Here is a 26,968-nt window from a genome sequence, read left to right on the forward strand (position 1 = left end):
AGACACCTTTCGGAGCAACCCATGTCAGATACTCGTCTTCCTGTCACCGTCCTTTCCGGCTTTCTGGGCGCGGGCAAGACCACGCTATTGAACCGCGTCCTGAACAATCGCGAAGGGCGGCGGGTCGCGGTCATTGTTAATGACATGTCCGAGGTGAACATCGACGCTGATCTGGTGCGGGCCGATACCGAACTTAGCCGAACAGATGAAACGCTGGTTGAGATGTCGAATGGCTGCATCTGTTGCACTCTTCGTGATGATTTGTTGGACGAAGTTCGCCGCCTGGCTGCAGAAGGCCGATTTGATTATTTGCTGATTGAATCCACCGGTATCTCCGAACCATTGCCGGTTGCAGCTACGTTCGACTTCAGGGATGAATTCGGCAACAGCTTGTCTGACGTGGCACGGCTGGACACGATGGTGACAGTTGTTGATGCGGTAAATCTCCTTAACGACTATTCCTCTCATGATTTCCTGCGGGATCGAGGCGAAACGATGGGCGAGGAAGACGAACGCGCACTCGTCCATCTGCTCACGGATCAAATCGAATTTGCCGATGTGGTGGTTTTGAACAAAGCCAACGATGCGGGGGCGGATAAGGTTGACGCAGCGCGCAAGATCATCCGAAGCCTGAATGCGGATGCCGAGATCATCGAGACAAATCACTCCTTAGTCGCCGCCGAGAAAATTCTCGACACCGGCCTCTTTGATTTTGAGCAGGCTCACGAGCATCCGATGTGGGCCAAGGAGCTGTACGGATTTGCCGATCATGTGCCAGAGACCGAGGAATATGGCGTCACCTCATATGTGTACCGGGCACGGCTTCCGTTTGTTCCCGAGCGCATTTTGAAAGTCCTCAACGGCCATCTGCCGGGGGTGATCCGGGCCAAAGGGCACTTTTGGATCTCGACACGACCCGACTGGGTAGCCGAATTTTCGCTGGCCGGGGCGCTGTCCAGTGTAAAACCGCTGGGCACCTGGTGGGCGTCGGTACCGGAGGAGCGGCGCCCTACACATGACAGTGCGAAAGCCTACATGCAGGCCCACTGGCAAGAACCCTGGGGTGATCGTCGTCAGGAAATCGTCTTCATCGGAGCGGGCATTGACTGGCCGGCTTTGAAGGCGCGGTTGGATGCCTGTCTTGTTCCTGCAGCTGCAGCCATGGGGCCCGACACATTGCCCGACTATCCGGACCCGTTTCCAATCTGGCGGCGGATGGAGGATGCCGCATGAACTTTGCCGAAACGCTGGAAAAAGACGCCGCCATTGGCGTCGCGGTCGCGGAAAACCCATCGTCATTCGCCACGTTTCTGCAACCCGGATGCGCTGCTGCGATCTGGCGGCGGCATGCGCCTGCCGACGTCCAAAGCTGGCTGAACGGGCTTGACCCGGAGGTTCTGCCTCGCGGTCGGGTCATTATGCCGTCGAACGCGGTCAGGGATGCCCTGGCGAACCTCTGCGACTGGTCTGGTTTGCCTGACACTCCTGAAAGAGGGTGGTTACAGGATGATATCGTGTCCCTGGCTGACATGTTCTCGGACCTGTTGAATGCAAGGTACCTGCGATTGCGGTTGGATGTTGTGACCACCAACGCCTGTCGCAAATTTCATATTGATGCGATTACCGCGCGGTTGGTTTGCACTTATCGCGGTACCGGAACACAGTACGGTATTTCGCAGGATGGAACGGATCCAGCACATGTGTTCACCGTTGAAACCGGCGCTCCAATTCTCTTGCGGGGGAAGCTGTGGCCCGAACAGCCATCGTTCGGGCTGTTGCATCGCTCGCCGCCAATTGAGGGTACAGGTCAGACCCGGCTTGTACTGGTGCTGGACCCCGTGTTCGACCCGGAAGACGAAGCATGAGTCGGAATCTCGGGCAATGCAGTTTACGACGCAAGCGGCGTTCCGATGATCCAATGGCTGCATTTGACGGCTTGCCAGCGCCGTTAAGGCGTTGGTTGTCCGAAGCAGCCTTGCCATGGTCCCCCACATCCGCGCGACGCATTTGGTCAAAGTCGCAGGCCCGAGGTCTCACGGCGGAGGAAACACTTCGGTCCCTGAGCGAAGCCGAAGCCAGAACGCTTGCCCGTGACCGGCAATCAACTGTTTTCAAACTCATGTCCCGAACGTGAATGAGGTCCGTGTCTCATTCATCTCGGCTTGACGAAGTCGAATGCAAAAACTGCGCTCGAGAGGTTTTGTTTCAGGTCCCGATTGACAAGACATCCGGTCTAGGACAATCAGGACACAGATGGTTCCCCATGGTACGCCCAGGGGATGAAAAGGGAATACGGTGCGGTCCGCCTGTCGGTGCCAAGTCCGTAACTGCCCCCGCAACTGTAAGCGGTGAGCGACGCCAAACAACCACTGGCCAAAAGGGCCGGGAAGGAAGGCCAAGCGACGATCCGCAAGTCAGGAGACCTGCCATCGCATGTTTAACCAACCCGGGGCGGGGCGTCCTGGAAGGAGGCTTTGATGGCACGTCTGACACGTGTTTACATGATCGGCACCTTCTGTCCGCGCTTGGCTTTAAGCGGAGCGGACAATGTCGGAAACACCTGACCATTTCCTTCTGATCTGCTCGACCTGTCGCGGCACACTGTCTGTCGGGGCCATGCGCAATGCGCTGACCGGAAAGCTGCCGACGGGATTCGCTATCCGCACAGTTGCCTGTATGGCCGGTTGCGCGCAGCCAACAACTGTCGGATTTCAGGCCGTCTGCAAAGCTCAGTATCTGTTCGGCGACATTGAAAGCGCGGAAGACATCGAGGCGTTGGCCGAATTTGCACAGCAATACCACGACAGCCCAGATGGCTGGACCAATGCCACCGACCGGCCGGGTCCACTTTTTACAAAAACGCTTTCACGTTTGCCTGGGATCCAATTGCAGGAGCCATCATGACGACCTCGGCCTTTCTGGTTGCGCGAGACCTCGAATACTATGCGCTCAACGGTGATGTCCTGCTGCAGGACGCCTCGTTTGAGTTGGACGAGGGCGCGATACTGGCAATTGCCGGTCCGAATGGGGCTGGAAAAACAACGCTTTTGAACCTGCTGTGCGGGACGGCTGAGATCGTGCTGGGCGACGTTCTGGTCAAGGGGCGCAGCCTGAAACAGATGCCCGCCAAAGACCGGGCCCGGATGATAGCCGTTGTCAGCCAGCAAGAGCTTCCCGATGGGAGGCTTTTGTTGCGGGATTACGTCGCGATGGGTCAGATTCCGATTCGGGCCGACCGTTCGGCTGCAGAACACGCAGCAGAACTGGAAAGGGTACTGAACCTGACCGGCCTGAATGCATTGGCAGACAAACGGATGGCAATGCTGTCCGGGGGTGAGCGGCAACGCGCCCATATCGCCCGTGCTTTGGCGCAGAATCCATCACTGCTGTTTCTGGACGAACCCACCAACCATCTGGACCCGGATGCCAAGGGGAGGATGCTGTCGTTGGTTGCCGAGCTGGGCATCACGGTGGTGATGATCGTCCACGATCTGGTGATGATTCCCGAATTCGCCACCCATGTGGCGCTTATTAAATCCACGCGGCTTACGGGATTTGGCCCCGTGGCCGATGTGCTGACCCCGGAACGGGTCCGCGACACGTTTGGCGTCGACTACCTGTGCTTTCACCACGAAGGCCGCGTGATCCCGGCGCTGGATATCCGAAGAATAACAGTCTCAACCTAAACCAAGGAGCATTCCCGAATGAAACACATCTGGTCCATGGCGCTGATCACAGCCATGGCAGGCGCCGTGTCCGCGCATGAAGTCAGCGTTGACAACTGTGGCGAACCGCTGGTGTTCGAAACTCAGCCTGAACGGCTGGTCGTGCACGACATGAACATGACTGACATGGCCTTTGCGCTGGGTCTGCAGGAGAAGATCGTCGGCCTGACCGGCATCACCGGCTGGTACAAGACCAGCCCGGAATTCGACAAGTTGCGCGGTGAAATCCCGGAGCTGGCGCCCAAATATCCGACAGTCGAAAACCTTGTGGCCGTCGAGCCTGACCTGTTCTTCGCTGGCTGGTATTACGGCATGAAGCCGGGCGGTGACGTCACGCCGGACACGCTGGAGCCCTTTGGCATCAAGACCATGATCCTGACCGAAAGTTGCGTGCATCTGGACAAGGACCGCCCCGAGGCCAGCATGGGCCTGCTGTTCGATGACGTTCTGCGGCTGGGTAAGGTCATGCATGTCGAGGACAAGGCTGAGGCGCTGGTCACAGGCTGGAAGGAAGAGCTGCACGCGCTTGAAGCTCAGACCGCAGACCTGCCCAAACCGCGCGTCTTCCTGCTGGACGGTCCGGCGGATGCGCCGTTTACCGCGGGCAAATTCGCCATCCCGGACGCGATGATCGCCGCCGCTGGCGGTGAGAATGTCACGCATGACATGGACACCAGCTGGGGCCGTACCTCGTGGGAGGCGGTGGCCGCCGCGAATCCAGAATTTCTGGTGCTGCTGGATTATCAGACCGGAAACGGGGCTGCGGACACGTTCAAGTTTCTTCAGGAACATCCGGTGATGTCCCAGACCGACGCCGTGAAGAACGAGCGCTGGATTGGCCTGCGGTACGAGGAACTGACCCCCGGACCGGCGAATATTAAAGCGATCTCGAAAATGGCACAGGCCATGCATCCGGGTCTCAACTGATATGGGCCGATCCGGTCTGACACTTGTGCTGGGGGCGGTCGTTCTGGCCGCCCTCTTGCTGATTTCAACCATTTACGGCACCACGTCCATCCCGGTCTCCGACACAATCACCGCCGTTCTGCTTGGAACGGGGCTTAGCGATGGGGATATGTCGCCGCTTCACCGGATCGTATTTGACCTGCGCCTGCCGCGCGCATTGTTTGCCGCCGTGATCGGTGCGGGGCTGGGCATCGTTGGCGTCGTCCTGCAAACAACAACGCGCAACGATCTGGCGGATCCATTCCTTTTCGGCCTGTCATCCGGCGCCGCTGCAGGGGCCGTGTTCGTCATAACAGTGACCGGAGATGTTCTGGGATTCTGGACCCTGCCACTGGCGGCCTTTTGCGGGGGTCTTGTGGCGTCGGGCATTGTGCTGGCACTGGTTCACGGGCTGCGCACAAATGCACCTGAAAAGCTGATCCTTGCCGGTCTTGCTGTTTCCTTTCTGTTTTCCGCCATTACGAACTATCTGATATTTTCAGGCGACAACCGTGCCGCGCATTCGGTCATTTTCTGGATGCTGGGCGGGCTAGGTCTAGCCCGGTGGGAGACATTCCCGTTGGTCTGCGCCGGGTTGCTGCTGATCCTGACTTATTCACTTTATCGCAGTCGCTGGCTGGACGCGCTGCTAACCGGAGACCTGACCGCCGCGACGTTGGGCGTACCGGTGCCGAGGTTGCGGTTTAGCATGTTTTTCACCGCAGCCCTTGCAACGGCGGTATTCGTTTCGGTGGCAGGCGTGATCGGATTTGTTGGCCTGATGGTCCCCCACATCGCCCGCGGAATCGCGGGACCATTGCACCGGCAGCTCTTGCCAACTGCGGCGATCGTCGGGGCAGCTTTGCTGACCGGATCGGACATACTCAGCCGCCTTTTGCTTGCACCGCAGGAACTGCCCGTCGGGATCGTCACAACATCCATCGGATCCGTTTTTGTGTTCTTGTTGTTGTTCAGAACGGCCAGGTGATTGCCAACTTGCTCGTGCATTGTAAACACGTTGGGTCATACGAATTAGGATACCGGTAAGAAAAATTGCCTGATGGGATTTCGTTGTCCGCACGAGAATTTGTTGGACGTATTCAGCCCCTAAGCGGATCTAAAAACTGGAGAAAAACCGCATTGGTGGATAACCCTTGTGGCCGCCAAAATTTCACCACGATTTGTGTTCAGACGGGGTCTCGTATCGAGCTTTCGAAAGGACCCCAACTTTGAAAAACTATATTGCTTCGGCTGCCGCTCTTCTTTTGTCTGCCGCGGTCGCAAATGCCGAGATCTGCTATCTCGAAATCGATGGCGTGATCGAGATGCAGGGGCCATGTGTGTTCGACCCAATGGGTGGTGGGGATTTCTTTGCGGCGGATATCGATGACCGTACCGCCTTTGTGTACTTTTATCTCGAAGGCGATGAAATCGGCACGGCCGCCTGGAGCGACCATGAAAGCAGCGCAAATAGCACGCTGGGCAGATTGTACCGTGATGGAGCCTGCTGGCAGAATGACTTTGCCACGCTGTGTGCTTGGGAGTCCTGATCATCGGCGGATGCGCCCGCCCCAGCGCCTATCGCCCCAAAAATCCCCTGAAAGAGACACCCCGTGGAAACCCTGTTGATTCTGCTATTTAATCTGTTCCTCATGGCTGCAGGTTTCATACTCATGGTTGTTACCGTGGGCTGGAACCTGAGCTTTATCAGTAACCTGACTAAGAACAGTGACGCCCGTTTGGGCATGATCGGTACATTTGCAGCCTTCACCATACTGTTCAGCAACCCCGCTATTTCCGGTTGGGTATCTGCGGCCTACTATGGGGATGGCGCTTGGTCGTCCCCCTACGTACTCCATATTCCGACGGCTGCCGATTTCGGCGGGTTCCTCGGCAGTTTTTTCAGGGGCTGGTCGTATGGATTGCCAATGAGCGGCTGGGGACTGGGGCTGTTCGTTGCATCCATCTCACTCTTTATCCTTAACATCGGCATCGCCTTCGCCACGAAGGACAAATACAGTGCTTTCGAGAGTGGCAGGGTCTTCAGACTGGGCCTAATAATTTTTGCCCTTACCTTTTTGGGATTTCTTTTGGCCACGTTCCTTTTTGCCTACCTTCTGGGCACCTTGATGTGGCTTGGCGATTGGTGGTGGGCTGTTCTCCTCCTCTTGGGTGTTGGTGCGGGAGGTGGCGTGAGCTATGTCTATGATAGCAGCGGTCGCCGCGTCGGAACGTTTTACCACGACTAAAATCTGCGTCGCGCCGTTGCTCGCGAAAATCAGCCTCTGTTATGCCAAGGACCCGCAGATTGATAACTCAGTCACTCGCGTGCGGAATTATTCCATTTCGTGTGCTTCGGGTTGCTGATCTGACGGTGTCAGATTGTTGTCAGTACTACCAGTGTTCACAGGGTTGGTGAATTTGTCACCTGCACGGCAGTCTGCCAGGATACTATCATCACGATAGTTCACTTTTATCCGTCCAGAGTCTTTCTGCAGGAGAAGAACATTGACGTTACACAGGTTTTTAATGGCGACCACTCGTGCAAGCATCGCGTTGATCGCATCAGTATCAATGGCGTGGGCTTGCACCGGGATCATGCTAACCGGGGCTGATGGCAGCATCATTCGTGCACGAACCGCAGAATGGGGGCCGTTCGATCTGGAGACGAAGATCAACATTATTCCCAGCGGATTTACCTATAACGCGGGTGCGATGCCGGACGGGCAGCAAGGCGCGACGTGGATAGGCCGCTTTGGCATGGTCGGCGTCAGTATGCTGGACCACGGCGCGCCTGCTGACGGGATAAATGAGGCGGGTTTGACGGCAGGTTTGTTTTACCTGCCCGGTTTCACGGAATATCAGGAATATCTTCCTGATCAGGCTGATAACACCATCCCCGGTGACCTGCTGGCCAGCTATGTCCTTTCGCAATTCGAAACGGTTCAAGAAGCGCAGGCCGGTCTTGAGGGCATTCGTGTTGTAGGCGTGGTGGATGAGACGCTCGGCTTTCCGTTTCCTTTTCACATGCTGGTGGCAGATCGTTTTGGCGGGCGGATCGTCGTCGAATACATTGATGGAGAACTGACCGTATTTGAGGCTCCGCTTGGTGTTATCACCAATTCACCAACCTATGACTGGCACATGACCAACCTCAACAATTACGTCAACTTGTCTGCAATCGGCCTTCCGGAGGTTGAGGTCAGCGGTGTTACCTTTGCTCCGTTAGGGGCGGGAAGTGGTATGATCGGCTTGCCGGGTGACTTCACTCCTCCGTCACGTTTTATTCGCGCGGTGGCGTTTTCGCAAACTGCGCGTGAAACTGCAGGCGGCTATGATACCGTGCGCGAAGCGTTTCGAATTCTCGACAATTTCAACATTCCCCCCGATGCCGCAGAAGGTGCGCAGGATGATGTCCAGTCGGATGATATTCTCTACAGCGCTACGCAAATCACGACAGCCAGCGACTCCGAAAACCTCATCTACTACTATCACACGATGTATGACCGGACGATTCACATGATCGATATGAAGCAAATCGATTTCGCGGCCATGGGTGACGAAATGATCGTCTTCGAGACAAGTGGCACTCGCGAGCCGACAATCGTGGATATGACGCCGAGCAATTAAGTCCAGACTGTTTTGGATTGCAGAAAGCGCGATGCTTAGTCAGCCGCAATCTTATCATGATTGTGGCATGAGACGCTGTGCCGGTCATGAAATAAAACAACGAACGGGGTTGCTTATCATCGACCCCGTCAGTTGTTGATGTCGGTACAACAACGCCGTTCCAACGCAGGATTCTCAAGCAAAGCGGAGAATGCTGCCCCACGACCTTCGGTCTACAAACTTCGGTAGGAAAGATGTGGGTGCGAGCCATTTCTGATTGCGTTATTGATTGGCTCCATACAATCTGCAAATAAATGCACCAAGGAGCGAAACAATGAGCAGCAACGCGGCGAATGTCGCATGGGTCCCGTTGATCGAGAAGGATGGTGGCCCCATTTATCTTGCGATTGCCGAGGCAATTATGCGCGACATTCGTTCGGGTGCGCTCAGCCCGGGCCAGCGTCTTCCCCCACAAAGAACCCTTGCCGAAGCGTTGGGTATTGATTTCACAACCGTCAGCCGAGCCTATGCGGCTGCGGGCAGGGATGGGTTTGTCGAAGGCCGGGTCGGACAGGGCACCTATGTGAAAGGGCCACCTCCAGCCAGGGCCGTCGCAGTTACAGGCGCAAAAGATCAGGCGGTTGATATGAGCATGAACATGCCGCCGCGATTTGAAAACACCGACCTGATCCGTCGAATGTGGCAGGGCTTTGACGCGCTCAGGTCCGACCATGGGATAGAGTTTCTGATGCGCTATCAGATGCCCGGCGGCAGTCACGCCGACCGGGTTGCGGCGCAGTCATGGCTGCAGGAAAACCTGAGTATCCGCACGCTTGACGACGTTGTCATCTGCAATGGAGTTCAGGGGGCAACATGGGCGATACTCTCACTGTCGCTCAAGCCCGGCGATACGATCTGCTGCGAGGAGCTGACCTATCCGGGTTTTCTTGCGATTGCACGACATCTGGGTCTGAACGTTGTGCCGGTCCCGATGGACAAAGGCGGGCTGGACCCAATGGCCTTGGAAGAGATTTGCAGGAAGGTCAGTCCCCGGGCGCTTTATACAACGCCGACGCTTCACAATCCGACGGCAACCACGATGTCTGCCGAACGGCGGCAACATGTTGCAGAGATTGCTCGTAAGTACGACCTGCAACTCATCGAAGATGACGCCTATGGGGTGCTTGCCACCACATCCCCCGAGCCGATAGCCAATTTCGCGCCGGAAAGAACCTGGTATGTATCAACGCTGTCGAAAAGTCTGGCGCCCTCGCTCAGGGTATGCTTCATCGTGCCGCCTGCGGGTGTTTCCAATGATGGTATCAGGCGGGCCATTCGGGCGAATGGCAGTGTGGTTTCTCCGATTTCTGCAGGTTTGGTAACCGACTGGATTACCTCCGGGTTGGCCAGCAAGATCACAGGGGAAATCCGTGCAGAAACCAAGAGGCGGCAGGATGCACTGCTGCAGTGGTTGCCGGACGTCGAGGTGCAGGCAGACGCGTTTCACGTGTGGCTGCCGTTGCTAGAGGGGCATTTGGCCACTGAATTTGTTCTGAATTTGCGTGGGTCGGGTCTTGGCCTTGTGCCCGGCGTGGCCTTCGCGCCCGGCAGCGCGCCGAACGCGGTTCGAATTGCTCTGGGATCAACGGATACGATGGAAACCTTGCAGGCTGCCTTGCGCAGCCTGGCTGACACGTTGGCAAACCCAGACCAAAATAGCTGGATGGTCGTTTGACGAGGTCCCTCGACCGTTGAAATGGACTCGTTGCAGGACAGGCACTCAGTTATAGAAGGATGCCTGTCCGCTCAATCAGCATCTTGCGGGTTATCTGACTCTCCGGGTTCGGGATGGCTTTTGTTCAGCCAATCCCGCACCTCAGAAGCCGTGCATATGTTTTGCCCACTGGAAGCCGATCATGGCCCCCTTGATTCTCGGCAGCAGGAACAGTGAAAGCGCTACCGCCCCGAGGGAGGTGACGGATGCCAAAACCATCGGGGTAGGCTCCCAGATTGACCAAATGATGTGGAGCGCAAACCCTGCGAGGTGTCCAACAACCAGAATTGTCAGATAAGCCGGACCGTCATCGGCACGCGCGCAGGTTAAATCCAGGCCGCAAACCTCGCATGTGTCGTTAACCTTCAGATACTTGTGCAGTACATGCCCCTTGCCGCAATTCGGGCATTTCAGCGCAAAGCCTCTGCGCATAGCTGATCGCGAGTCTCTCTCTGCCAATTGCATATCCATATCACCACAGCTGCAGAATTGATTCTGATGGGATGCATACATTGTGCAATCATTAGCGTCAATTGCTGCGCCGCATTGAGGGCCGAGATTGTTTAGCGCCGCCGTTCTAAGGATTGCGCTGATCTGGATGGATTTGGTTTTTTATCCGACAATTGCGGCTCGCGGCTGCGTGCAAGATTGCCGCGACATCTAAACTTCTGATTTCTCTTTGTTCAGATGATCCATTTCGAGGTTCAGGAAATAAGACAGTCCGATCCGGATAACGACGGTCAGCCCAAGGATCGTGATCTCGTCAATCGTTCTGTGCAGGATCGTCAGAATGATATCCGACATGATCAGGATTTCCAGAGCCAGCAGCAGGATCTGACCAAGGCTCAGCCGAATTCGGCGAAAGACATCGAAGAATTTCTCGGGCGAAGATCGGTCATACACCCTCACCAGTTCCGGTATCGAAAGGATCAGGACACTGGAAAATCCCAGAACCAGTATTGCGATGGCGACCATCTCGACCGCTACCGCAACACCCTCGAGTATCCCGACCAGCATCAGAATTTCGGAACCTGCTGTGGGATGCAATGAATATTTCCGCCGCCCAGCAGGATTTAACGGGCTTGTACGCCGACAATTTCCTTGCCGGGGTAGATGGATTTCAGGATGTCAGCCGCATTCTAATCTTACTTTTCGTCCAACAGCGGGAACACGACCCGTGAATTGCCGATATCGAAGTTGCAGTAAGACCCGGCCAGCCGATCACCTTCGGCCCGGTCCATCCCACTTTCCGACAGGTCGATACCTTCTGCCTCTTCGGCTGTCAGATACAGTGGTCCTGGCTGCTGCAGTTTTACAATTTCCAGCCGCCGACCTTTTGCGTCGGTCTGTTGCAACAGAAATTCATAGGCCTCGAGCGAGATTTTATATTGTGGATCGGTCTTGTCGTCGGTCCAGGTCAGCGCCACGACACCCGTTTTGCAGTAATGCACCAGATTGTCGACATGGCCGCTGGTTTCGTCGCGATAGACGCCTCGCTTGATCCAGATGACCTTTTCGACGTTCAGATAATCCTTCAGCGCCTGTTCGATCTTGTTTTTCGTCATGTCCGGATTACGACCAGGGTCGAGCAGACATTCCTCGGTCGTGATCATCGTGCCATGGCCGTCAACATGGATCGATCCCCCCTCAAGCACGAAATGCGACCGGTAGCGATCCGTGCCTTCGATCTCGGCAATCTTGATACCAACCAGCGAGTCTTGATCCCATGGGCTGTAAAGGCCGTTATAGGCCCCGCCCCACGAGTTGAAATCCCAGTCCACGGCGCGGCAATCACCCTGATCATTGACCACAAAACTGGGGCCTACATCACGAAACCAGCTGTCGCAATAAGTCATCTCGACGACGCGGATGCCGCGTGACAGGCGGGCGCGGGCGTTGTTGAACTGATGTTTAGACACCGCGACGGTCACGGGTTCGGATTTGTGGATTGCCTAAGCTACGGCGACAAAGGCCTGTTGCACGGGTTTTGCTCCCAGCCGCCAGGTGTCTGTCCTTTTCGGCCAGCCCATCCAGCATCCTTTATGTGGCTCAAATTCACCGGGCATCCGGTATCCGTCCTGCCGGGGAGTGGTTGTGAAACGAAATGTCATCGACGCTCTCCTGTGTTCAGCGTGATTTTTTGGCTTTGAAAATGAGAACCTCACCAATGATCAGCGCGTCGAGGATGCCGCTGCCGACATTGCGGAAGTATTCGGGGTCAAAACTGGTCCCCGGTACGTAGAAAAAGAAGATGACGCCGAGGATCAACAGGATCGAAGGCACAATGCCACAGTACCAAAGGGTATTCCTGCCACCGGGCACCAGATAGGGACGCTCGCTTTCCGTGTCAGTCAGACGCAGCTTCGGAAAGGCGGGAAACAGCAGGATATAGCTGATCAACAGCGTGACGGCACCCAGCGAGAACACGTCCCAGAATAGGTCCTCGACTGAACCCTGGTCCTCCAGATAGGCGGCCATTATGTGATGCGTGTCGTTCAGGCAGGGTTCACCGCCCGAGCCTGCGCTGGCCATGAACCCATATGCCAGCATGACAATCGGCATCGTGGCCAGAATGCCGAACGTGGCCAGCAAGTAGAATACCGCAATCAGCGTACCACCCAGAATGACGGCTTTGGGGATATCCCGGCGGGGGTTTTGCATGGCGCTTGAGGCCCCGGCAATGATTTCGAAACCCATGAAGTTGAAAATGATCACCGGCAAATATCCCATGCCGGCCTCAAGCGAAGGGGTGATGGTTTGCAGATTGATCTCGTTTGCAAAACCCCGCTGCAGTCCCACATAGATTCCGCAAACGCCAAGCAGGATCATGATGGTGGATTTGAAGATCGAACCCACATTGGGAATCCAAAGCAGGTTTTCGATATCGCGCATGGTGATCAGGATCTTGATCCAGCTCATGACGATAGCGATGATCGCGATGCCCTAGGGGCTGAGCTCAAAGCCCAGGATTTGAGACATGACCAAAGCGAACAAGTAGAAAACCGCGGGTACCCACAGGGCATAGTTGACCCAGTACAGCCAGGCGACCCGTGCGCCGACACTGTCACCAAAGGCCCGGCGCACCCAGTCGACCAGTCTACCTTCGTCCGGATAAGCAGTGCCCAATTCGGCCGTGACCAACCCGTAAGGGATCAAGAACACGGCGAACATGATCAGCCACCACACCAGTGCGGACGGTCCGATAATCGCCGAAGCGGCAATAGTGTCCATCACAAGGACCGAACTGACGGCGATCAGAACAATGCCGAACATGTTGACTTTTTGGGGAGTGGCTACGGCAGAAAGCTCCATTCAATATGCGTTTGTTTGGTGCAAGCTGTTGTTAGTAAGAAACAAAAAACGATTTAACTTTGGCCCCAACCACGTAACCCGGGTGGCTATTCCGTGCAATCATAAATTTGAATGACTGCACGGCAAAGGATGCCTGAACTGAATGGTGTCGAGCATACTGACCTAAACGCTCAAAGTAACCCGGCAGTTGTGTTCACACGCAGTCAGATCAGACAAAAAAATTGATAAGTGTCCAAGACTCGTCAAAGTTAACTTGAGCGGGGGTATTAACAAAAAATCATGTACCCAACTGACAAATGTGTAAGTTCACTTGAGACGGGGCGAGTTCGGGGTGTGTAATGAGAATCCTTAAGGTTTTAAAATTCCTAACAATTGTTTCGATTGTTTATTGCATTCACCCGAACGCGAGAATTGCTCATGCGATCCAGGATGACTGCCGGGTACTTACGATTATGCCCGTTGGTGATTCACGAGTGTTGGGAGAACGCCCAAATTTTGAAAGCTATCGGTACGAGCTTTGGGCACTACTCGTTGCTCATAATGCGCAGTTCGATTTTGTCGGCCCATTCACTGACAGGTCGACCTATGCTGAGGTGGAGGGGCGCGCATTTGATCGCGATCATGCGGGGGCCATAGGGTACTCATCATACGATCTTCTGAAAAACTTAGACGGCTTCTTGAAAGGGGTCACCACACCCGATGTCGTCCTGTTGGGAATAGGTGGAAATGATCTGATCGAAACCGATGATTCCACGAAAATAATTGTTGGTAACATTGGCCGGATCGTCAACATATTCCGCCGGGCAAACCCACAGGTTACGGTTCTTCTGGAACAGATCGCACCGGGTCACAGCAGTGTCATGACCCCAGAGTTGAAGGGCAGGCTTGTGTCCTTGAACCGAGGTGTAGCTGATCTTGCGAATGAGATGTCCACGCCAGACTCGCCGATCATTGTTGTTGATATGTACAAAGATTGGTCAGACCGGTTCATGGCGGACGATGTTCATTACAACATTTACGGGGCCAGAGCGGTTGCCGAACGATACTTTTCTGCGCTGCAGGGGCTGGGTGTTCCGTCCGAAAAATCAGTGTGTGAGTGACATGACCGCACCTGAATGAGTCGGGATCAGTTCCCCGATGCACTGAAAGGATCGATGGCCAGGTCGTGATTTTCGAAACAATCGGATTTTTATTCCCGCACTTGAATTAATCGCGAGACAATCCGCGGATCTTGAGCCAAGATGAACCTTCTAACAGTGGACTTACCTTCACATGCAACTTGTCACTGGGTAGCCTCGTATTAAGGGTTTCTTACTGGTTCGTCTCTGATGGTTTTCAACTCATATTTGTTTGCGGTCTTTTTTGTGATTGTATTTGTCTGCTATCAGCTGAACTTTGGCTGGCAGTGGAAAAAGGCATTCCTGCTAGTCATGAGCTGGATTTTCTATGCTGCATGGAACCTGCCTTATCTTCTGATAATCATATTTTCCACGTGCGTTGATCACTATGCGGCGAAGCGGATTTATCGCGCCCCCTCTCAGAATGGAAAGAGGCTATGGTTAGTTGTCAGTCTGACTGCCAACCTTGGTGTGCTCAGCTATTTCAAATACGGAGAGTTCCTGCTGACAAGTACAACCGACTTATTGGCGCAAATTGGAATCCACTATGAACCAATGCCCTGGAGCGTTTTGCTGCCGATCGGAATTTCCTTTTATACGTTTCAGACGCTGACCTACTCTTTGGACGTCTTTAAGGGCCGAATGCGGCCCGATGCAAATTTTCTGGACTTTGCTCTTTTCGTGTCCTTCTTTCCGCAACTCGTCGCCGGCCCGATCGTAAGGGCACGTCGTTTCATGCCCCAACTGAAGGTTCAGCCAAGTGTTTCGGCTGACCAGTTGGGATGGGCACTGGTTTTGTTTGTCGTCGGGTTGTTTGAGAAAGTTGTACTGGCAGACGGGCTGTTCGCGCCGGTTGTCAATTCGGTTTACGAACAAGACGGCACTGTTCCTGCATCAGCGGTGATCTTGGCGAATTTTGCGTTCATGGGGCAGATTTTCGCGGATTTTGCCGGGTATTCGCTTATGGCGATTGGCGTCGCGTTGTCGCTTGGATTTGTTTTGCCGGTGAATTTCCGGGCGCCGTTTTCTGCCATTGGTTACGCTGATCTGTGGCAGCGATGGCATATTTCCATGTCGACCTGGTTTCGGGATTATCTGTACGCAAACATTCGTTCCAAGCGTAGCCGGTCGATCTATAACACCATGTTTGCACAGTTTCTTACGATGACGATCATCGGTCTGTGGCACGGGGCAAACTGGACGTTTGTCGTGTGGGGCGCGTTCAATGGGTTGGTGCTGATGACTGAGCTTGGGCTTCGCCACAAGGTCGGGCATTGGACCATCTGGCAGTCCACATACTCAAAGATTTCATTCTGGGCGCTTACGATGCTGCTGTTTTCTCAGTCTGCAATGCTATTCCGGGCGGAAGACCTGAACCAAAGCACATCAATGTTTGTATCTTTGTTCAATTCCGGCGGCGGTACAATGCAGGTGCCGAAGCTGGAAACTCTGGTTGTTGTGCTAAGTCTGTCCGGGCTGTTTGCAGTGCACTGGCAGTTACGGCATCGGCCGCTTCGCGAGGTCGTCGATGCTTTGCCACTGCCCGTTGTCACGCTTCTTGGGACACTGGCAATACTTTCAATCGCGGTGGTTGGTGGGACCTCCGATGAATTCATCTATTTCCAATTCTAGGGATTGAGGAACCACCATGGAGCATCAGAAGTTAACAGCTGTCGCGGCGAAAAAAGGTCCTGCAACCAATAGCAGGGATGGCTCGCGTTATCTGCTGTCGATCTTCACATCCGTGGTGTTGGCCGTTCTTATCCTTGGCGGGCTGGAGCTTCACATCCGAAGGGAAGGGGGCATACCCAGTGTTGATCACACGCAGGAGCGTTGGGCCCGGGTCCGCGCCGAGATCGAAGCTGATACCAGCACAAGTTCAGTTGCATTGCTTGGCGCATCCCGGATGCAGTCGAATATCTCACTTTCAACCCTGTCTGACGAGCTTGGCGGTGTTCGTGTGCACCAATTGGCACTTTCCGGCGCAGCAGCATATGTGGCCTTCGAGGATATCGCCCGGAATTCCCAATTCAGGGGGCTGGTTGTCCTGTCGATCATTCCGTCCCTGATGATGCCCGGTCCTGCTCGGGAAGAGCAGGCACCGAATGTTGCGTATTATAATCAGCATTGGAACAAGGCCAGATACATTGATACCTGGCTTGGCGATCAGGTTTCGTCGCGTTTGGCGTTTGGGGATAACTACTATAGCAGTATCCGACTGTTGCGAAACCTTTGGCGTTATGGGTATTTTGCCGGTCCTCCGGATTATGTAACAAACGACCTTCACAGGGAAACCACGATCCGGTTCGAAAACGTCAATATACCGGCGCTAAGGCAATCTCGCATCGAGTCGATGAGTGTTATGATGGAGACGTTAGATCGCGTTGATCCATCGTCATGGCGACAGTTCCTTTCAGGGGAATTCGGGGATCTGGTCTCGAAAATCGAAGGCCGGGGCGGGCGTGTCGTTTTGGTGTATATGCCGGTCAGCGACGATATGCTTCAACTGGAAACCTCGGTATTCCCGCGCGAGACATACTGGGATCCGATTGAGGAGCTGACGGGTGCTACCACAATCCACTACCTCGACGATCCGGACATGGTGAATTTCGACTTACCTGACGCGTCCCATCTGGGTGAAAAAGATAAAGTGCCGTTTTCTCAAATACTGGCCGCATCATTGCTGCAAGGTGACGAGCAAAGATTTTGTTGCGCAGAGCGTTGATGGGCCTGAAAGACAAAACCGCGGCCTGTTTCATCCCCACTTTGAACCCGACATTCGCCTACTGTGTGCAGATCTGTTCTGCAGACCCCCTATCTTTGGGCCATGGCCCAAAGTTTTGCAAAACGCGATGGTGACATTCCAACTTCCTCGACGAACATGCGCGTGAAGTGGGGCGCATGTTCGTAACCAAGCTCAAAAGCGATATCGGTGATTGTCAGCTTACTTTGCTGCAGCAGCTCTTTTCCCCGTTCGACGCGCACCGATTTCAAAATTGATCGATAGCTTTCACCTTCTTCCCTCAGACGCTGCTGTAGAGTTCGAACACCGATATCGAGCGCACGGGCGGCTCCTTCTATCCCAGTCAAACCTTCTGACAAATTTCGGTGCACCATCGTCCGGATCTGTGCGGTCAACGTGGTGGGGCGCGTGTTGCAGCGCTCGCGAACAATATCCTCGTACGTCACCACGGCTGCCACGCGGTCTGTTCTCGGTATATCCAGGTGCATTTCATCGAAGTTCAGGCAAATCGCTGTCTCTGACATGCCGATCCTGCACCCAAAGTAAGTTTCGAGTTGATCCCGGTCATGTCAGTTTAGGTCCGGAATGTTGAGATCGATTTTATCCGGTCTCCAATCCTGTCCAAGATAGGCACGGCAATAGCTGACCATTGCCGCAGCACCGCCAATTGCCAACTCACCATATCCATCCGTGGAAGCTGCGGAAAAAGCATAGGAGAATACTGCGACGCCGTCCTCGGGAGTGGTCAAATTGATCGTGTCGTTTGTGCCGTGCAAGTGGATTGAGGCACTCCCGCGAAGCAATCCCTCTCGGATTGTCGGGGCAGAGAGAACCCAATCACCCCAAAGGCCATAGTCACCGATCTGTATGGCATCGACCCAAGGACCCAACACCCAGCTTTTTCCGGCCTCGCGGGCAATCGCGTCAAAAAAGAGAACAAGAGCAGGTTGAGGGATATAACCCTCTCTTGAGTAAAGCAGATCGTCGGTTAGCCCGGAAGCGTGGAATATGCGTTGGAGTGCCCGATCGCCCATTTCACTTTGAACCAATTCCGGCATCGGACCCGGCGAAAGAGCTGAGATCATGAATATCGGGTGGGGGGGGGTGCAAAACCTGTCCTTTTCGCTGGTTGGCGACGCTGTTGCGCAAAATGGTAAGCGCTTTGAGCGGGCGTATGCAACGGTTGAGCAAAGAAAACCTGTTGTGGACGGTGTCTGGCGCGAACGAATAAAGGTGAGAAAAATGTACGATGTTCAAGTTTCCCCCTGCTTCTCATTTGTGTTTCTGTTTTTGGCCCAAGGCGCGCTTGCCGCGACAATTCCGGTCACCGCAGAAAATATTGCGCAGTCTGAAACTGCATGGAGTTTCTCGAACTGGGCCGTGAAGGGGGCTGATAAAGGGATACTTCACCTGCGTGAGGTCACTCCGGTTGGACCTGAGGCCCCGACTGTCCGCATGAATTGGGACACGCATTATTTAGTTCAGATTGTGAATCTATCGGACGATGGCAGTTTCACGATTTAGTTGCCGGAATCCGACCTGTACGTTGCGGCGCAGGTCATGGATGAGAATGGATTTTCTCCTTACTATCTCGTCGATTCAGGGAACCATGAAGTATCGGTTTCGACCGATTATGCGCTGATCATTTTCCACACCGAGTTGAAAGATCGAACCGATGCCACCTCTCTGGCGCATCTTCATGACGTTCAGGACAAGATAGCCATCACAGGGATCGAACAAGACAGCACTTATGTGCCGCAAGAATTTGATCAGGCACAGTTGGAGGCGCTTCGAAAACAATACAAAGCAGAGTTCTTGAGCGCAGGGGTTGACTACACCTATGCCAAAAGTGCCGGTGAGGCCGATCGGCATATTCTCAATCTGTATCATGCGGCGGGCTGGGGTGGATATCCGCCTGAGCTGGGTGTTTCGAACGCCTATTCCAGTTCCGGAGCCCTGTCCGGTGACGAGTGTCTGGCGGTCAGCTTCGATGATCCCCACAACGCGTTTTTAACATAGTTTACTCTCTATGATGTCGACGGATATCTGATGGACGGTGCGACGCACATTAATTCAAACATGTGGGAAGCAAACAAAGACGGCACGATCACGCTGCATTTCAATTGCGGCAGTGACAGGGTGAACGCACTTTCGTCGGGTGGTGCGCCGTTTAATTTCAGCATCCGCAATTACGGTGTCAGCCAGATGGTTCTTGATGGTGGGTTTCGTCCGATCAGCCCACAACCTGTGAAGTGACGTTTGATAACTTTGTTCTGAATTTGAGGTTTCACATGAGAGTTTTATTCCTCGCATTCGTTGTATTAGGGTCGGCGGGCGACGCAGCGCAGCGACGTTGAGCGGTGCAAATGACGGTTCTGCTCAGACATCACCGTGCTCGTCAGGGCGCAACGGGGCATAACTTCCGTCTTTACGGTGCACTTCACGACCACTGAGAGGCGGATTGAAGACACAGACAAGCCGCAGGTCTGTATCCGTCGCTCGCACCACGTGCCGATCATTTTGATCCAAAGCATAAAGGGTATATGGCTTAAGGGATTGCCACGTTTCATCTTCAAAGGCCCTGATCTGACCATTGCCCTCAATACAATAACACGCCTCTAAATGATGGGTGTACTCAAGCTCGAGCTCGGCGCCCTTTTTGATGATCGTATCCGTCAGCGAAAATCCCATGCCATCAGAGGCAAGCAGCAACCTTCTGCTGTTCCACCCCGGGCCAGAGACATCTCGATCTGTTCCAAGGATATCTTTGAGTGGCGTAACAATCATTTTTCACTGCCTCGCTTCTATCGTACTGCGCGGTTCATTCCGCCGTCGGACAGTATACTTTGACCATTGATATATCGAGCGCCTTCGCTGGCAAGAAATACGCAGGCTTGTCCAATTTCTTCGAACGTTGCAGGGCGCTGCGCCGGGATTTCCCGACGGGCCTGTTCGGACAGGTTAACGTTCTCGCAGAACCCGGGCAGCAGGTTGTTCATGCGAATGTTGTGCCGTGCATAACGATCCCCGTAGAGCTTTGAGAAACTGTGCAGGGCACCGCGCAACATGCTCATGGGGTAGGGCGCTCGCGGCTCGATTGTATTCATGGATGAGATGTTGACGAATGCACCGCCGCCCTGTTCGATCAGGATGGGCGTGACGATGCGGGCGATCTTGACGACGTTCAGCACATACATGTCCAGACTTTCGTGCCAGAGCTCGTCGCTGAGTTCTAAAAGTGGCCCGTCAAAGTCAGGATCGAAGCCGACAGTTTTTATGGCTTCAGGTACCGCCCCACCATGACCCATGTTACTGACGATCGCGTCGATACGGCCATACTTGCTCATGGTGGCGTCGATCATCGCCTGCAGATCGTCTACATCCAGCACAGAACCGCGGCGGCCAATGCCCCCAAGCTCCTCCGCCAGCTCCACAGACCGGTTGGAGGGGGACATTAGTGAGACCTTGTAGCCTGCCTTTGCCATCTCGATGGCACAGCCCCGGCCAATGCCTTGTCCGGTCCCCGTCATCAGCGCGACTTTAACTTCGGGCATGGTATGTCCTTTCTTTGGGCGGGTGGTGTGATTTTTCTTGAGTTGGATCCAGTGTAGCTCCAGCCAATTGGTGGCGCCTATCGAGTATTTTGGACATTGCTGTTAGTTTTTCTCACATGCCGGAAAACCTCAGACACCTTCGTGCCCTTTAGGTCTTTGATGAATCTGCAACCCACTCCAGCCTGACCAAGGCAGCGGATGTCCTGAACGTCACCCACGGGGCAATCAGCCGGCAAATAAAGTTGCAGGAGCTGCATCTCGGCGTGACGCTTTTTCATCGGCGCCCCAATTGGGTAGAGCCGACCAAAGCTGGGCTGTTCAAGTCGGGCTGATCGCTGATCGGAACAATTCACAGAGCATCAAGTATGTGGATAGTGCCGTTCTGCTGGAGGCGGCAATTATCGACCCGCCGACCAAGAGCGGGTCACAGTGAGAATTTTCAAGAAATGGCTCATGTCGATTTGAGCTTTGTGTCTTAGCCTAAACAGACCGTAGAGAGCATATTGGAGAATACCATTAATACTCTTTGTTGAAAGCTAGGTTCAGTTTGCCTTCGCCACCAACTGATACCCGGGCTTTGCTATTGCTCGAACCATCGTAATCGGTGCGCCATTGATCCAGGTGGTTCGTTCCATGACAAACAGGGCTTCGTCGACGTCGGATGCCAATAGTTCAGCCTCTTGGCGGGTTGCTCTTTTGGCTAGGAAACGAACTTCGCAATCGCTGTAGGGGCGGTTTCGGATTAACCATTCGTTCGCGCTTTCGCGGCTGAGATCAACATCCAGGATTTCTGGCGTGGTTTCATAGGCAATCCATCTGTCTTCGAAGATGTAAGGCTGTTTGTTGGCCATGTGCAGCGCCGTGACGTGCAACATCTCTGTCGGTTCGGCCAATCCGAATGACGATGCAACGCGCGGGGGCGAAACGAGAATCTCACGTGATACAAGAAAGTAACTATACTCATTTCCAGCCGCCTCGATTTCCAGCCGGGTTATCGGAATATCAAATGTCGTGCGTGTAATCGGGTGAAGTGTAATCGTGGTGCCACCCTTGCGGCGTCGGTTTACGGTTCCGCTCTGAGCCAGATCAAGCATGGCGCGTTGGACGGTCGTCCTTGAGCAATCAAATTCTTCTGCAAGTTCCTGATCATTTGGCAGTTTTGCACCAGGCAACAGTTCACGTTCCAGCACCCGCCGCCTGATTTCGTCTCTTATGTCTACCCAGTTTCTACCCATGGTCAGAACCCGTACTTTTTTCGCGTACACCTAATTTGGAAAGGGGGCATAGCCAACGCACCAGTTCACCGCCATCCAAATTGATATTGACACCATTAATATGTGCATGCTTAAAAAGTTTTGGCAACGGCTTAATCCCGTTCGCTATTTGGGAGGATACAATGAAACGCAGAGAATTCGTGACAGCCGGCGTGCTTGGCGCAGCGGCGACTTCACTGGCAGCACCCGCAGTTGCTCAGGACATCCGGCAATGGAACATGGTAACAGCCTGGCCCAAAAATCTGCCTGGTCCTGGCGTCGCAGCGCAGATGCTGGCTGACAGGATCACCACCCTGTCGGGCGGGCGATTGGAGATTAAACTCCATGCCGCCGGAGAATTGGTGCCCGGGCGAGGTGTCTTTGATGCGGTCTCCGAGGGAACGGCCGAACTTTATCATGCGGTTCCGGCCTATTGGGGTTCTAAGTCGAAAGGCATCCTGCTCTTTGGTTCGCAACCCTTTGGCCTGCGTGCGGATGAGCAGTTCGGATGGCTGTATCACGGAGGTGGGCAGGAACTGTATGATGAGATATACGCCCGTTTCAACTTGAAGCCATTCCTTTGCGGCAATTCCGGCCCGCAATGGCAGGGTTGGTTCCGGGACGAGATCAACTCGCTTGACGATCTGAAGGGGTTGAAATTCCGAACAACAGGTCTTGCTTCGCAGATGTGTTCAAAGATTGGCATGGCGGTCCAGGCCATGGGGCCGCGGGATATGTTCCAGGGGCTTCAGACCGGCGCGCTTGATGCCGGCGAATTTATCGGTCCTTGGACGGATAGTGCGGTGGGTTTCCAGCAGGTTGCAAAAAATTACTATTGGCCCGGGGTTGGCGAACCATCTTCGGCCGAGGAATGCGCCGTAAACGCCAATGCCTATTCCGAATTGCCGGATGACCTCAAGCAGGCGGTCAGCTTTGCTTGCGAAAGCCTCTATAATCCGGTCTGGACCGAATATACGACCAAGCACGCGCAGGCCTTGGCCCATTTGGTCGCTGACGAGGGTGTCCAGGTCCGCAAATTGCCCGATGATGTCGTGCAGGCAATGGGCGCCGCAGCAGTCGAGATTATGGATGAGCTGGCACAGGATGAAGATGAGCTGGTTCGGCGGATTACCGAAAGCTTCCTGGCGTATCGGGATTCAGTCGGTCCCTATATGGTTTATGCGGACAATGGCCAGATGAACGCGCGTTCCAGCGTGTTGGGTTACTGATCCGCACATCCGGCGCGCGAAATCGTGCGCCGGATTACATTTGAGGCATAACGTGCAGAAACTAGTTCAGACTTTGGATGGATTCAGCCAAGCGGTTGGATCAGTTGTTCGTTGGCTGGCGCTGGCTATGGTGCTGGTTCAGTTTATGGTTGTTGTCGCTCGGTACGTATTTGGGCTGAGCGATGTGGCAGTGAACGAATCCGTTCTATACATGCACTCCACCCTGTTCATGCTGGGGGCCGGATACACGCTTTTGGTCAACGGGCATGTGCGTGTGGATATTTTTTATAACCGATTGGGTGATGCCGGCCGACGTCGGATAGATCTTTTTGGTCACCTGTTTCTGTTAATGCCGACCATGATCGCCGTACTTTATTGGTCCTGGCCTGCCGTCGTGAATTCATGGAGCATTCTTGAAGGGCCGATTTCCGTTGGTGGGATCAAGGCGGTGTTTTTTCTGAAAACGCTGATTCCGGCCTTTTGCATACTTCTCCTGATGCAATCTGTATCGGAAGTGTTGCGTATTCTGATCGGGGGCGAGGCTCGTGACTGAATATCTCGACCTTCTGATGTTCGCGGCCCTAATGGCGGCAGTACTTTCAGGTTTCCCCGTGGCTTTCAGTATAGCGGGCACCGCAATAGCTTTTGCCTTTCTGGGGTGGTCACTCGGAGTGATGAACATCTCATTGCTGGGTGCAATGTCGCAACGCATCTTCGGCCTTTTGACCAACGGTGTTTTGATTGCCATCCCGCTATTTGTGCTGATGGGCGCGGTGTTGGAGAAAAGTCGGATCGCCGAAGAGATGCTGGACAAGATGGGGAGGTCCTTTGGCAGCCTGCGTGGCGGGCTGGGGATTTCCGTTGTTCTTGTCGGCATGCTGCTTGCGGCCTCGACCGGCATCGTGGGTGCAACCGTTATCGCTATGGGCATGATCGCGCTGCCGACAATGTTGCGGTCAGGATATGATCCGCGATTGGCCGCCGGAATTGTCTGTGCGTCCGGTACACTCGGACAGATTATTCCGCCGTCCACGCTGCTGATCATTCTGTCAGATGTCGTTTCAAACGCCTATCAACAGGCGCAGTACGAGCAGGGAAAGTTTGCAATAGACACCATTTCGGTGGGGCAGATCTTTGCTGCCGCCTTGCTGCCCGGTCTAACGATGGTAGTTCTCTATATCCTGTACATTCTGATACGGGGCTTTCTACGCCCCGCAGATGTTCCGGTTCTCAAAGATGCCGATGTCCGGTTGCCATTGTCCGAGACGCTGTCGGCAATTGTACCGGCAATCCTGCTCATTCTGGCAGTGCTTGGCGCAATTCTGAGCGGAGTTGCCTCACCAACGGAGGCAGCCTCTGTTGGAGGGCTGGGGGCGGTCCTGATGGCGGCGATCAAGATAGGAAAGTCACGAAAGTTCTTGCTTTTGGGTACCGCTTGCCTGGTGCTTTTGGCTATAGGGGCCAGCCTCTATCCGGTTCGTTTGCAGCGCAGCGACCTAAGCGCCTTCGATTACACCATGGGCGGGGGGTACATGGTGCTGACCCTGATCGGTGCAGTTGCCATTCTGCTCGCCGTTAAGCAGTTGATCTCGCAGAAAACGCTTCAACCGGCTCTGACCTCTACGCTGACAATGACGTCCATGATTTTCGCCACCATTTTGGCGGCCGGAATTTTCTCGCTGGTCTTCATCGGCCTTGGTGGCGAAGAGCGGGTGCATGAATTGTTGTCCGACCTACCGGGTGGTCCAACCGGCGCACTGCTCTTTTGTATGTTGTTCATCTTCTTTCTGGGTTTTTTCCTGGACTTCGTCGAGATCACAGTGATTGTTCTGCCTTTGGTCATGCCCACACTTATCCTGATGGGGCATGATCCGGTCTGGCTGTCGGTCCTGATTGCAATCAACCTGCAAACGTCCTTTCTGACGCCACCTTTCGGGTTCTCCCTGTTTTACCTGCGCGGTGTTGCCCCCAAGGAACTTAGCACCGGTCAAATCTATGCCGGTGTGGCTCCTTTCATTCTGATCCAGATACTCGCCGTAACCGTCATCTGGTTCCTGCCCGAGATCGCAACCCTGTTGCCTGCACTTTTGTTCTGAGCTCGGTCAACCCAGCGTCGCTGGCAGAGGCCTGATTGAGAACCGCACTTTCCCGACGCACAGGATCAGATGGCAAATGACAAAAGAGCGGGCATTGGACACAGGTGCAACATTTACTGGGCTGGCGAATTTACATTTCGCCGACAAAGCCGCCCGTAGAAGTTCTTATTTTTAGGTCCGACTTGAAATCAACTCGCCTGCTCACGGTCAAATTGCATGCGAAATTGTCTGACTTCATCCATCTGTTCATGCGACCAGAAGACGAGTGGCTTCAGCATCTCGAGTAAGCTTCGGCCCAAAGGCGTCAATTCATAGGATACAGCCACCGGGGGCCCGGGATCGACGGTGCGGGTCAAGTAACCGTCGCGCTGTAATCCACGCAGGTTCTCGGTAAGCACGCTTTGCGTGATGTCTCCGATACAGCGTTTTAGGTCGCCAAAGCGTTTTGGCTCATCCTCCAGCGCGAGGATGATGATCATCCGCCATTTGCCGGTCACATTAGATAGCACGGAGCGGATTGAGCAGTTGGAGGCTTCTGCTTTGTTGGCAACACCCACAGGTAGCATATCAGTCTCTGGTATTGTTTCGAAACTAGGAGGCATCATAGCTATGCATCGTCTTTTGCACAACACCCTGATCTATATGGCAGTAGTGTTGAGCATACCAAGTCAGTTTTAAGTACGTAATTGCAATGTAGTATGTATTTGCTACCACGTATTGAGAGGATACGAATCAAGGAATATGCTATGTCTCCTAAAGAACTTGTAATCGCGCTCTTTACCGCTGCCTTTGCCGATCACGACCCGGAAGCTGCACGGCAACTCGTTACCCCGGATTACATCCAACACAACCCACAGGTCCCGACCGGAGCCGACGGATTAGTTGGCCTGATACCTTTGGTCGAACAATCCGGAATGACCGCAACCACGCATAGGGTCATCACCGAAGGCGATTTGGTGGTTCTGCACAGCACTTTTGATAACGCAGACGCCTTTGGCGCGCCGACCCTTGCCGCGTTTGACATATTCCGGGTGGAGGATGGCAAAGTTGCAGAGCATTGGGACAATTTGCAGCCAGTTCCTGAAACGACGGTCTCTGGCCGTGGTATGACCGATGGAGCGACCGAGATCAGCGATCTCGATAAAACCGAAGAGAACAAGGCGTTGGTTCTGGGATTTGTGCGCGACGTCTTAGGTGGTGGCGCGCCGGAAAAAGCTCCCATGTATTCTGAGGTCTACATGCAGCACAATCCAATGCTGGCCGATGGGATTGATGGCTTGATGGAGGGCACCAAAGCTTGGGCCGAACAAGGAAATGTCATTACCAAGTTCGAACCGCAGATCGTGGTGGCAGAAGGAAACTTTGTCTTTGTCGCCTCAGATGCCACAGTCAGCGAGAAACCATGGGCTTTCTTCGACCTTTGGCGCGTTGAGGACGGCAAGATCGTCGAGCATTGGGACGTTGTTTCGCCCACCCCTGCAGAAATGGCGCATGAGAACGGTAAGTTCTGAAACACAGGAGTATTGGCGGGCCGGAGTTTGCGGGCCCGCCAATTAAAGGACTGGGCCTCGAACAGACCGCAACACGCAAAGTAGTTTGCAAAGTGTTTT

29 protein-coding genes, 3 pseudogenes and 1 riboswitch are annotated in these 26,968 nt (G+C 54.2%); of the genes and pseudogenes, 22 read left to right on the top strand and 10 right to left on the bottom strand.

What is annotated here, in order from left to right; all coding sequences use genetic code 11:
* Nucleotides 1-21 precede the first annotated feature (21 nt).
* The 11 genes from ACR0NA_RS18150 (at nt 22) to ACR0NA_RS18200 (ending at nt 10,014) form a co-directional block, all read left to right on the top strand.
* A complete protein-coding gene (locus tag ACR0NA_RS18150; protein ID WP_480731349.1) occupies nt 22-1,233 on the top strand; it encodes a GTP-binding protein in 1,212 nt (403 codons plus the stop codon).
* Nucleotides 1,230-1,865, top strand: coding sequence for a DUF1826 domain-containing protein (locus tag ACR0NA_RS18155; RefSeq protein ID WP_480731351.1), 636 nt, complete (start codon nt 1,230-1,232; stop codon nt 1,863-1,865). The genes ACR0NA_RS18150 and ACR0NA_RS18155 overlap by 4 nt, the downstream gene beginning before the upstream one ends.
* On the top strand, nt 1,862-2,134 hold the full coding sequence (locus ACR0NA_RS18160) for a DUF6525 family protein (protein WP_480731353.1): 273 nt from the start codon (nt 1,862-1,864) through the stop codon (nt 2,132-2,134). Before ACR0NA_RS18155 ends, ACR0NA_RS18160 begins: the two co-directional genes overlap by 4 nt.
* A gap of 104 nt (nt 2,135-2,238) precedes the next feature.
* Nucleotides 2,239-2,445: riboswitch (cobalamin riboswitch) on the top strand.
* 102 nt (nt 2,446-2,547) lie between these two features.
* Nucleotides 2,548-2,904: a DUF1636 family protein gene (locus tag ACR0NA_RS18165; RefSeq protein WP_480731355.1), complete on the top strand. Its 357-nt coding sequence runs from the start codon at nt 2,548-2,550 to the stop codon at nt 2,902-2,904.
* Nucleotides 2,901-3,686: an ABC transporter ATP-binding protein gene (locus ACR0NA_RS18170; protein ID WP_480731357.1), complete on the top strand. Its 786-nt coding sequence runs from the start codon at nt 2,901-2,903 to the stop codon at nt 3,684-3,686. The genes ACR0NA_RS18165 and ACR0NA_RS18170 overlap by 4 nt, the downstream gene beginning before the upstream one ends.
* An 18-nt stretch (nt 3,687-3,704) precedes the next feature.
* Nucleotides 3,705-4,652, top strand: coding sequence for an ABC transporter substrate-binding protein (locus ACR0NA_RS18175; protein ID WP_480731359.1), 948 nt, complete (start codon nt 3,705-3,707; stop codon nt 4,650-4,652).
* Nucleotide 4,653: 1 nt separating this feature from the next.
* Entirely contained in the window at nt 4,654-5,658 is a 1,005-nt protein-coding gene (locus tag ACR0NA_RS18180) for a FecCD family ABC transporter permease (RefSeq protein WP_480731361.1), read from the top strand.
* A 241-nt stretch (nt 5,659-5,899) separates the two neighbouring features.
* Entirely contained in the window at nt 5,900-6,220 is a 321-nt protein-coding gene (locus ACR0NA_RS18185; protein ID WP_480731364.1) for a hypothetical protein, read from the top strand.
* 63 nt (nt 6,221-6,283) lie between these two features.
* Nucleotides 6,284-6,919, top strand: a complete 636-nt coding sequence (locus tag ACR0NA_RS18190) for a hypothetical protein (protein ID WP_480731367.1) — start codon at nt 6,284-6,286, stop codon at nt 6,917-6,919.
* A gap of 280 nt (nt 6,920-7,199) precedes the next feature.
* Complete coding sequence (locus ACR0NA_RS18195) at nt 7,200-8,300, top strand: linear amide C-N hydrolase (protein WP_480731368.1); 1,101 nt, start codon at nt 7,200-7,202, stop codon at nt 8,298-8,300.
* A gap of 313 nt (nt 8,301-8,613) precedes the next feature.
* Nucleotides 8,614-10,014, top strand: coding sequence for an aminotransferase-like domain-containing protein (locus ACR0NA_RS18200; RefSeq protein ID WP_480731370.1), 1,401 nt, complete (start codon nt 8,614-8,616; stop codon nt 10,012-10,014).
* Between the two features lie 141 nt (nt 10,015-10,155).
* On the opposite strand, the gene ACR0NA_RS18205 is transcribed toward ACR0NA_RS18200, so the two are convergent.
* From ACR0NA_RS18205 to ACR0NA_RS18220, 4 genes and pseudogenes are all read right to left on the bottom strand, one after another.
* Nucleotides 10,156-10,485: a DUF983 domain-containing protein gene (locus ACR0NA_RS18205; protein ID WP_480731372.1), complete on the bottom strand. Its 330-nt coding sequence runs from the start codon at nt 10,483-10,485 to the stop codon at nt 10,156-10,158.
* A gap of 228 nt (nt 10,486-10,713) precedes the next feature.
* On the bottom strand, nt 10,714-11,100 hold the full coding sequence (locus ACR0NA_RS18210) for a DUF1622 domain-containing protein (protein WP_480731374.1): 387 nt from the start codon (nt 11,098-11,100) through the stop codon (nt 10,714-10,716).
* Nucleotides 11,101-11,198: 98 nt separating this feature from the next.
* Nucleotides 11,199-12,164: pseudogene (aguA, locus tag ACR0NA_RS18215) on the bottom strand (agmatine deiminase).
* A gap of 16 nt (nt 12,165-12,180) precedes the next feature.
* Nucleotides 12,181-13,365: pseudogene (locus ACR0NA_RS18220) on the bottom strand (APC family permease).
* A 338-nt stretch (nt 13,366-13,703) separates the two neighbouring features.
* Between ACR0NA_RS18220 and ACR0NA_RS18225 the strand changes: the two are divergent.
* From ACR0NA_RS18225 to ACR0NA_RS18235, 3 genes are all read left to right on the top strand, one after another.
* Nucleotides 13,704-14,465, top strand: a complete 762-nt coding sequence (locus ACR0NA_RS18225) for an SGNH/GDSL hydrolase family protein (protein ID WP_480731377.1) — start codon at nt 13,704-13,706, stop codon at nt 14,463-14,465.
* A gap of 330 nt (nt 14,466-14,795) precedes the next feature.
* Nucleotides 14,796-16,115, top strand: a complete 1,320-nt coding sequence (locus tag ACR0NA_RS18230) for an MBOAT family O-acyltransferase (protein ID WP_480731379.1) — start codon at nt 14,796-14,798, stop codon at nt 16,113-16,115.
* Between the two features lie 16 nt (nt 16,116-16,131).
* The gene (locus tag ACR0NA_RS18235) at nt 16,132-17,208 is read left to right on the top strand and encodes a hypothetical protein (protein WP_480731381.1); all 1,077 of its coding nucleotides are present in this window, start codon (nt 16,132-16,134) and stop codon (nt 17,206-17,208) included.
* 89 nt (nt 17,209-17,297) lie between these two features.
* Here the strand turns inward: ACR0NA_RS18235 and ACR0NA_RS18240 are convergent, their stop codons facing one another.
* Nucleotides 17,298-17,750, bottom strand: a complete 453-nt coding sequence (locus ACR0NA_RS18240) for a helix-turn-helix transcriptional regulator (protein ID WP_480731383.1) — start codon at nt 17,748-17,750, stop codon at nt 17,298-17,300.
* 45 nt (nt 17,751-17,795) lie between these two features.
* Entirely contained in the window at nt 17,796-18,311 is a 516-nt protein-coding gene (locus tag ACR0NA_RS18245; RefSeq protein WP_480731385.1) for an AraC family transcriptional regulator ligand-binding domain-containing protein, read from the bottom strand.
* Between ACR0NA_RS18245 and ACR0NA_RS18250 the strand changes: the two genes are divergently transcribed.
* From ACR0NA_RS18250 to ACR0NA_RS18260, 3 genes are read left to right on the top strand one after another with little or no spacing between them, the layout of a single operon-like run.
* A complete protein-coding gene (locus ACR0NA_RS18250) occupies nt 18,310-18,750 on the top strand; it encodes a hypothetical protein (RefSeq protein ID WP_480731388.1) in 441 nt (146 codons plus the stop codon). The two genes, ACR0NA_RS18245 and ACR0NA_RS18250, sit on opposite strands and share 2 nt — an antisense overlap.
* Nucleotides 18,751-19,245 (top strand): CBS domain-containing protein, encoded by a 495-nt coding sequence (locus tag ACR0NA_RS18255; RefSeq protein ID WP_480731390.1) that lies wholly within the window; start codon nt 18,751-18,753, stop codon nt 19,243-19,245.
* Between the two features lie 30 nt (nt 19,246-19,275).
* Nucleotides 19,276-19,482 carry a hypothetical protein gene (locus tag ACR0NA_RS18260; RefSeq protein ID WP_480731392.1) on the top strand — a complete coding sequence of 69 codons (207 nt, stop codon included), beginning with the start codon at nt 19,276-19,278 and terminating at the stop codon, nt 19,480-19,482.
* A gap of 123 nt (nt 19,483-19,605) precedes the next feature.
* Here ACR0NA_RS18260 and ACR0NA_RS18265 read toward each other — a convergent pair whose 3' ends face one another.
* Both ACR0NA_RS18265 and ACR0NA_RS18270 read right to left on the bottom strand, forming a co-directional pair.
* Nucleotides 19,606-20,013, bottom strand: coding sequence for an ectoine synthase (locus ACR0NA_RS18265; RefSeq protein WP_480731394.1), 408 nt, complete (start codon nt 20,011-20,013; stop codon nt 19,606-19,608).
* Nucleotides 20,014-20,030: 17 nt separating this feature from the next.
* A complete protein-coding gene (locus ACR0NA_RS18270) occupies nt 20,031-20,780 on the bottom strand; it encodes an SDR family oxidoreductase (RefSeq protein ID WP_480731396.1) in 750 nt (249 codons plus the stop codon).
* 164 nt (nt 20,781-20,944) lie between these two features.
* Here ACR0NA_RS18270 and ACR0NA_RS18275 point away from each other — a divergent pair.
* A pseudogene (locus ACR0NA_RS18275) lies at nt 20,945-21,112 on the top strand (LysR family transcriptional regulator); the annotation flags it as partial.
* Between the two features lie 210 nt (nt 21,113-21,322).
* Here ACR0NA_RS18275 and ACR0NA_RS18280 read toward each other — a convergent pair.
* Complete coding sequence (locus ACR0NA_RS18280) at nt 21,323-22,015, bottom strand: GntR family transcriptional regulator (protein WP_480731398.1); 693 nt, start codon at nt 22,013-22,015, stop codon at nt 21,323-21,325.
* Between the two features lie 161 nt (nt 22,016-22,176).
* Here ACR0NA_RS18280 and ACR0NA_RS18285 point away from each other — a divergent pair, with 161 nt between their 5' ends.
* The 3 genes from ACR0NA_RS18285 to ACR0NA_RS18295 are packed head-to-tail and all read left to right on the top strand — an operon-like array spanning nt 22,177 to nt 25,358.
* On the top strand, nt 22,177-23,262 hold the full coding sequence (locus tag ACR0NA_RS18285) for a TRAP transporter substrate-binding protein (RefSeq protein WP_170653031.1): 1,086 nt from the start codon (nt 22,177-22,179) through the stop codon (nt 23,260-23,262).
* A 52-nt stretch (nt 23,263-23,314) separates the two neighbouring features.
* Complete coding sequence (locus ACR0NA_RS18290) at nt 23,315-23,815, top strand: TRAP transporter small permease subunit (protein WP_480731400.1); 501 nt, start codon at nt 23,315-23,317, stop codon at nt 23,813-23,815.
* Entirely contained in the window at nt 23,808-25,358 is a 1,551-nt protein-coding gene (locus ACR0NA_RS18295) for a TRAP transporter large permease (protein WP_480450270.1), read from the top strand. Before ACR0NA_RS18290 ends, ACR0NA_RS18295 begins: the two co-directional genes overlap by 8 nt.
* A 188-nt stretch (nt 25,359-25,546) precedes the next feature.
* Here the strand turns inward: ACR0NA_RS18295 and ACR0NA_RS18300 are convergent, their stop codons facing one another.
* Nucleotides 25,547-25,924: a winged helix-turn-helix transcriptional regulator gene (locus ACR0NA_RS18300; RefSeq protein WP_170653025.1), complete on the bottom strand. Its 378-nt coding sequence runs from the start codon at nt 25,922-25,924 to the stop codon at nt 25,547-25,549.
* A gap of 180 nt (nt 25,925-26,104) precedes the next feature.
* On the opposite strand from ACR0NA_RS18300, the gene ACR0NA_RS18305 reads away from it, so the two are divergent.
* Nucleotides 26,105-26,869, top strand: a complete 765-nt coding sequence (locus ACR0NA_RS18305; RefSeq protein WP_480731403.1) for a nuclear transport factor 2 family protein — start codon at nt 26,105-26,107, stop codon at nt 26,867-26,869.
* The last annotated feature ends 99 nt before the right edge of the window (nt 26,870-26,968 follow it).

The organism is Ruegeria sp. C11 (assembly GCF_056537725.1).

Bases quoted from the DNA above. Each gene is read 5' to 3' on its own strand.
- ACR0NA_RS18235 (WP_480731381.1), top strand. From the start codon at position 16,132: ATGGAGCATCAGAAGTTAACAGCTGTCGCGGCGAAAAAAGGTCCTGCA.
- ACR0NA_RS18240 (WP_480731383.1), bottom strand. From the start codon at position 17,750: ATGTCAGAGACAGCGATTTGCCTGAACTTCGATGAAATGCACCTGGAT.
- ACR0NA_RS18250 (WP_480731388.1), top strand. From the start codon at position 18,310: ATGAATATCGGGTGGGGGGGGGTGCAAAACCTGTCCTTTTCGCTGGTT.
- ACR0NA_RS18160 (WP_480731353.1), top strand. From the start codon at position 1,862: ATGAGTCGGAATCTCGGGCAATGCAGTTTACGACGCAAGCGGCGTTCC.
- ACR0NA_RS18285 (WP_170653031.1), top strand. From the start codon at position 22,177: ATGAAACGCAGAGAATTCGTGACAGCCGGCGTGCTTGGCGCAGCGGCG.
- ACR0NA_RS18270 (WP_480731396.1), bottom strand. From the start codon at position 20,780: ATGCCCGAAGTTAAAGTCGCGCTGATGACGGGGACCGGACAAGGCATT.
- ACR0NA_RS18180 (WP_480731361.1), top strand. From the start codon at position 4,654: ATGGGCCGATCCGGTCTGACACTTGTGCTGGGGGCGGTCGTTCTGGCC.
- ACR0NA_RS18305 (WP_480731403.1), top strand. From the start codon at position 26,105: ATGTCTCCTAAAGAACTTGTAATCGCGCTCTTTACCGCTGCCTTTGCC.
- ACR0NA_RS18205 (WP_480731372.1), bottom strand. From the start codon at position 10,485: ATGCGCAGAGGCTTTGCGCTGAAATGCCCGAATTGCGGCAAGGGGCAT.
- ACR0NA_RS18165 (WP_480731355.1), top strand. From the start codon at position 2,548: ATGTCGGAAACACCTGACCATTTCCTTCTGATCTGCTCGACCTGTCGC.
- ACR0NA_RS18230 (WP_480731379.1), top strand. From the start codon at position 14,796: ATGAGCTGGATTTTCTATGCTGCATGGAACCTGCCTTATCTTCTGATA.
- ACR0NA_RS18265 (WP_480731394.1), bottom strand. From the start codon at position 20,013: ATGATTGTTACGCCACTCAAAGATATCCTTGGAACAGATCGAGATGTC.
- ACR0NA_RS18195 (WP_480731368.1), top strand. From the start codon at position 7,200: ATGGCGACCACTCGTGCAAGCATCGCGTTGATCGCATCAGTATCAATG.
- ACR0NA_RS18245 (WP_480731385.1), bottom strand. From the start codon at position 18,311: ATGATCTCAGCTCTTTCGCCGGGTCCGATGCCGGAATTGGTTCAAAGT.
- ACR0NA_RS18155 (WP_480731351.1), top strand. From the start codon at position 1,230: ATGAACTTTGCCGAAACGCTGGAAAAAGACGCCGCCATTGGCGTCGCG.
- ACR0NA_RS18300 (WP_170653025.1), bottom strand. From the start codon at position 25,924: ATGCTACCTGTGGGTGTTGCCAACAAAGCAGAAGCCTCCAACTGCTCA.
- ACR0NA_RS18170 (WP_480731357.1), top strand. From the start codon at position 2,901: ATGACGACCTCGGCCTTTCTGGTTGCGCGAGACCTCGAATACTATGCG.
- ACR0NA_RS18200 (WP_480731370.1), top strand. From the start codon at position 8,614: ATGAGCAGCAACGCGGCGAATGTCGCATGGGTCCCGTTGATCGAGAAG.
- ACR0NA_RS18175 (WP_480731359.1), top strand. From the start codon at position 3,705: ATGAAACACATCTGGTCCATGGCGCTGATCACAGCCATGGCAGGCGCC.
- ACR0NA_RS18260 (WP_480731392.1), top strand. From the start codon at position 19,276: ATGGACGGTGCGACGCACATTAATTCAAACATGTGGGAAGCAAACAAA.
- ACR0NA_RS18225 (WP_480731377.1), top strand. From the start codon at position 13,704: ATGAGAATCCTTAAGGTTTTAAAATTCCTAACAATTGTTTCGATTGTT.
- ACR0NA_RS18150 (WP_480731349.1), top strand. From the start codon at position 22: ATGTCAGATACTCGTCTTCCTGTCACCGTCCTTTCCGGCTTTCTGGGC.
- ACR0NA_RS18280 (WP_480731398.1), bottom strand. From the start codon at position 22,015: ATGGGTAGAAACTGGGTAGACATAAGAGACGAAATCAGGCGGCGGGTG.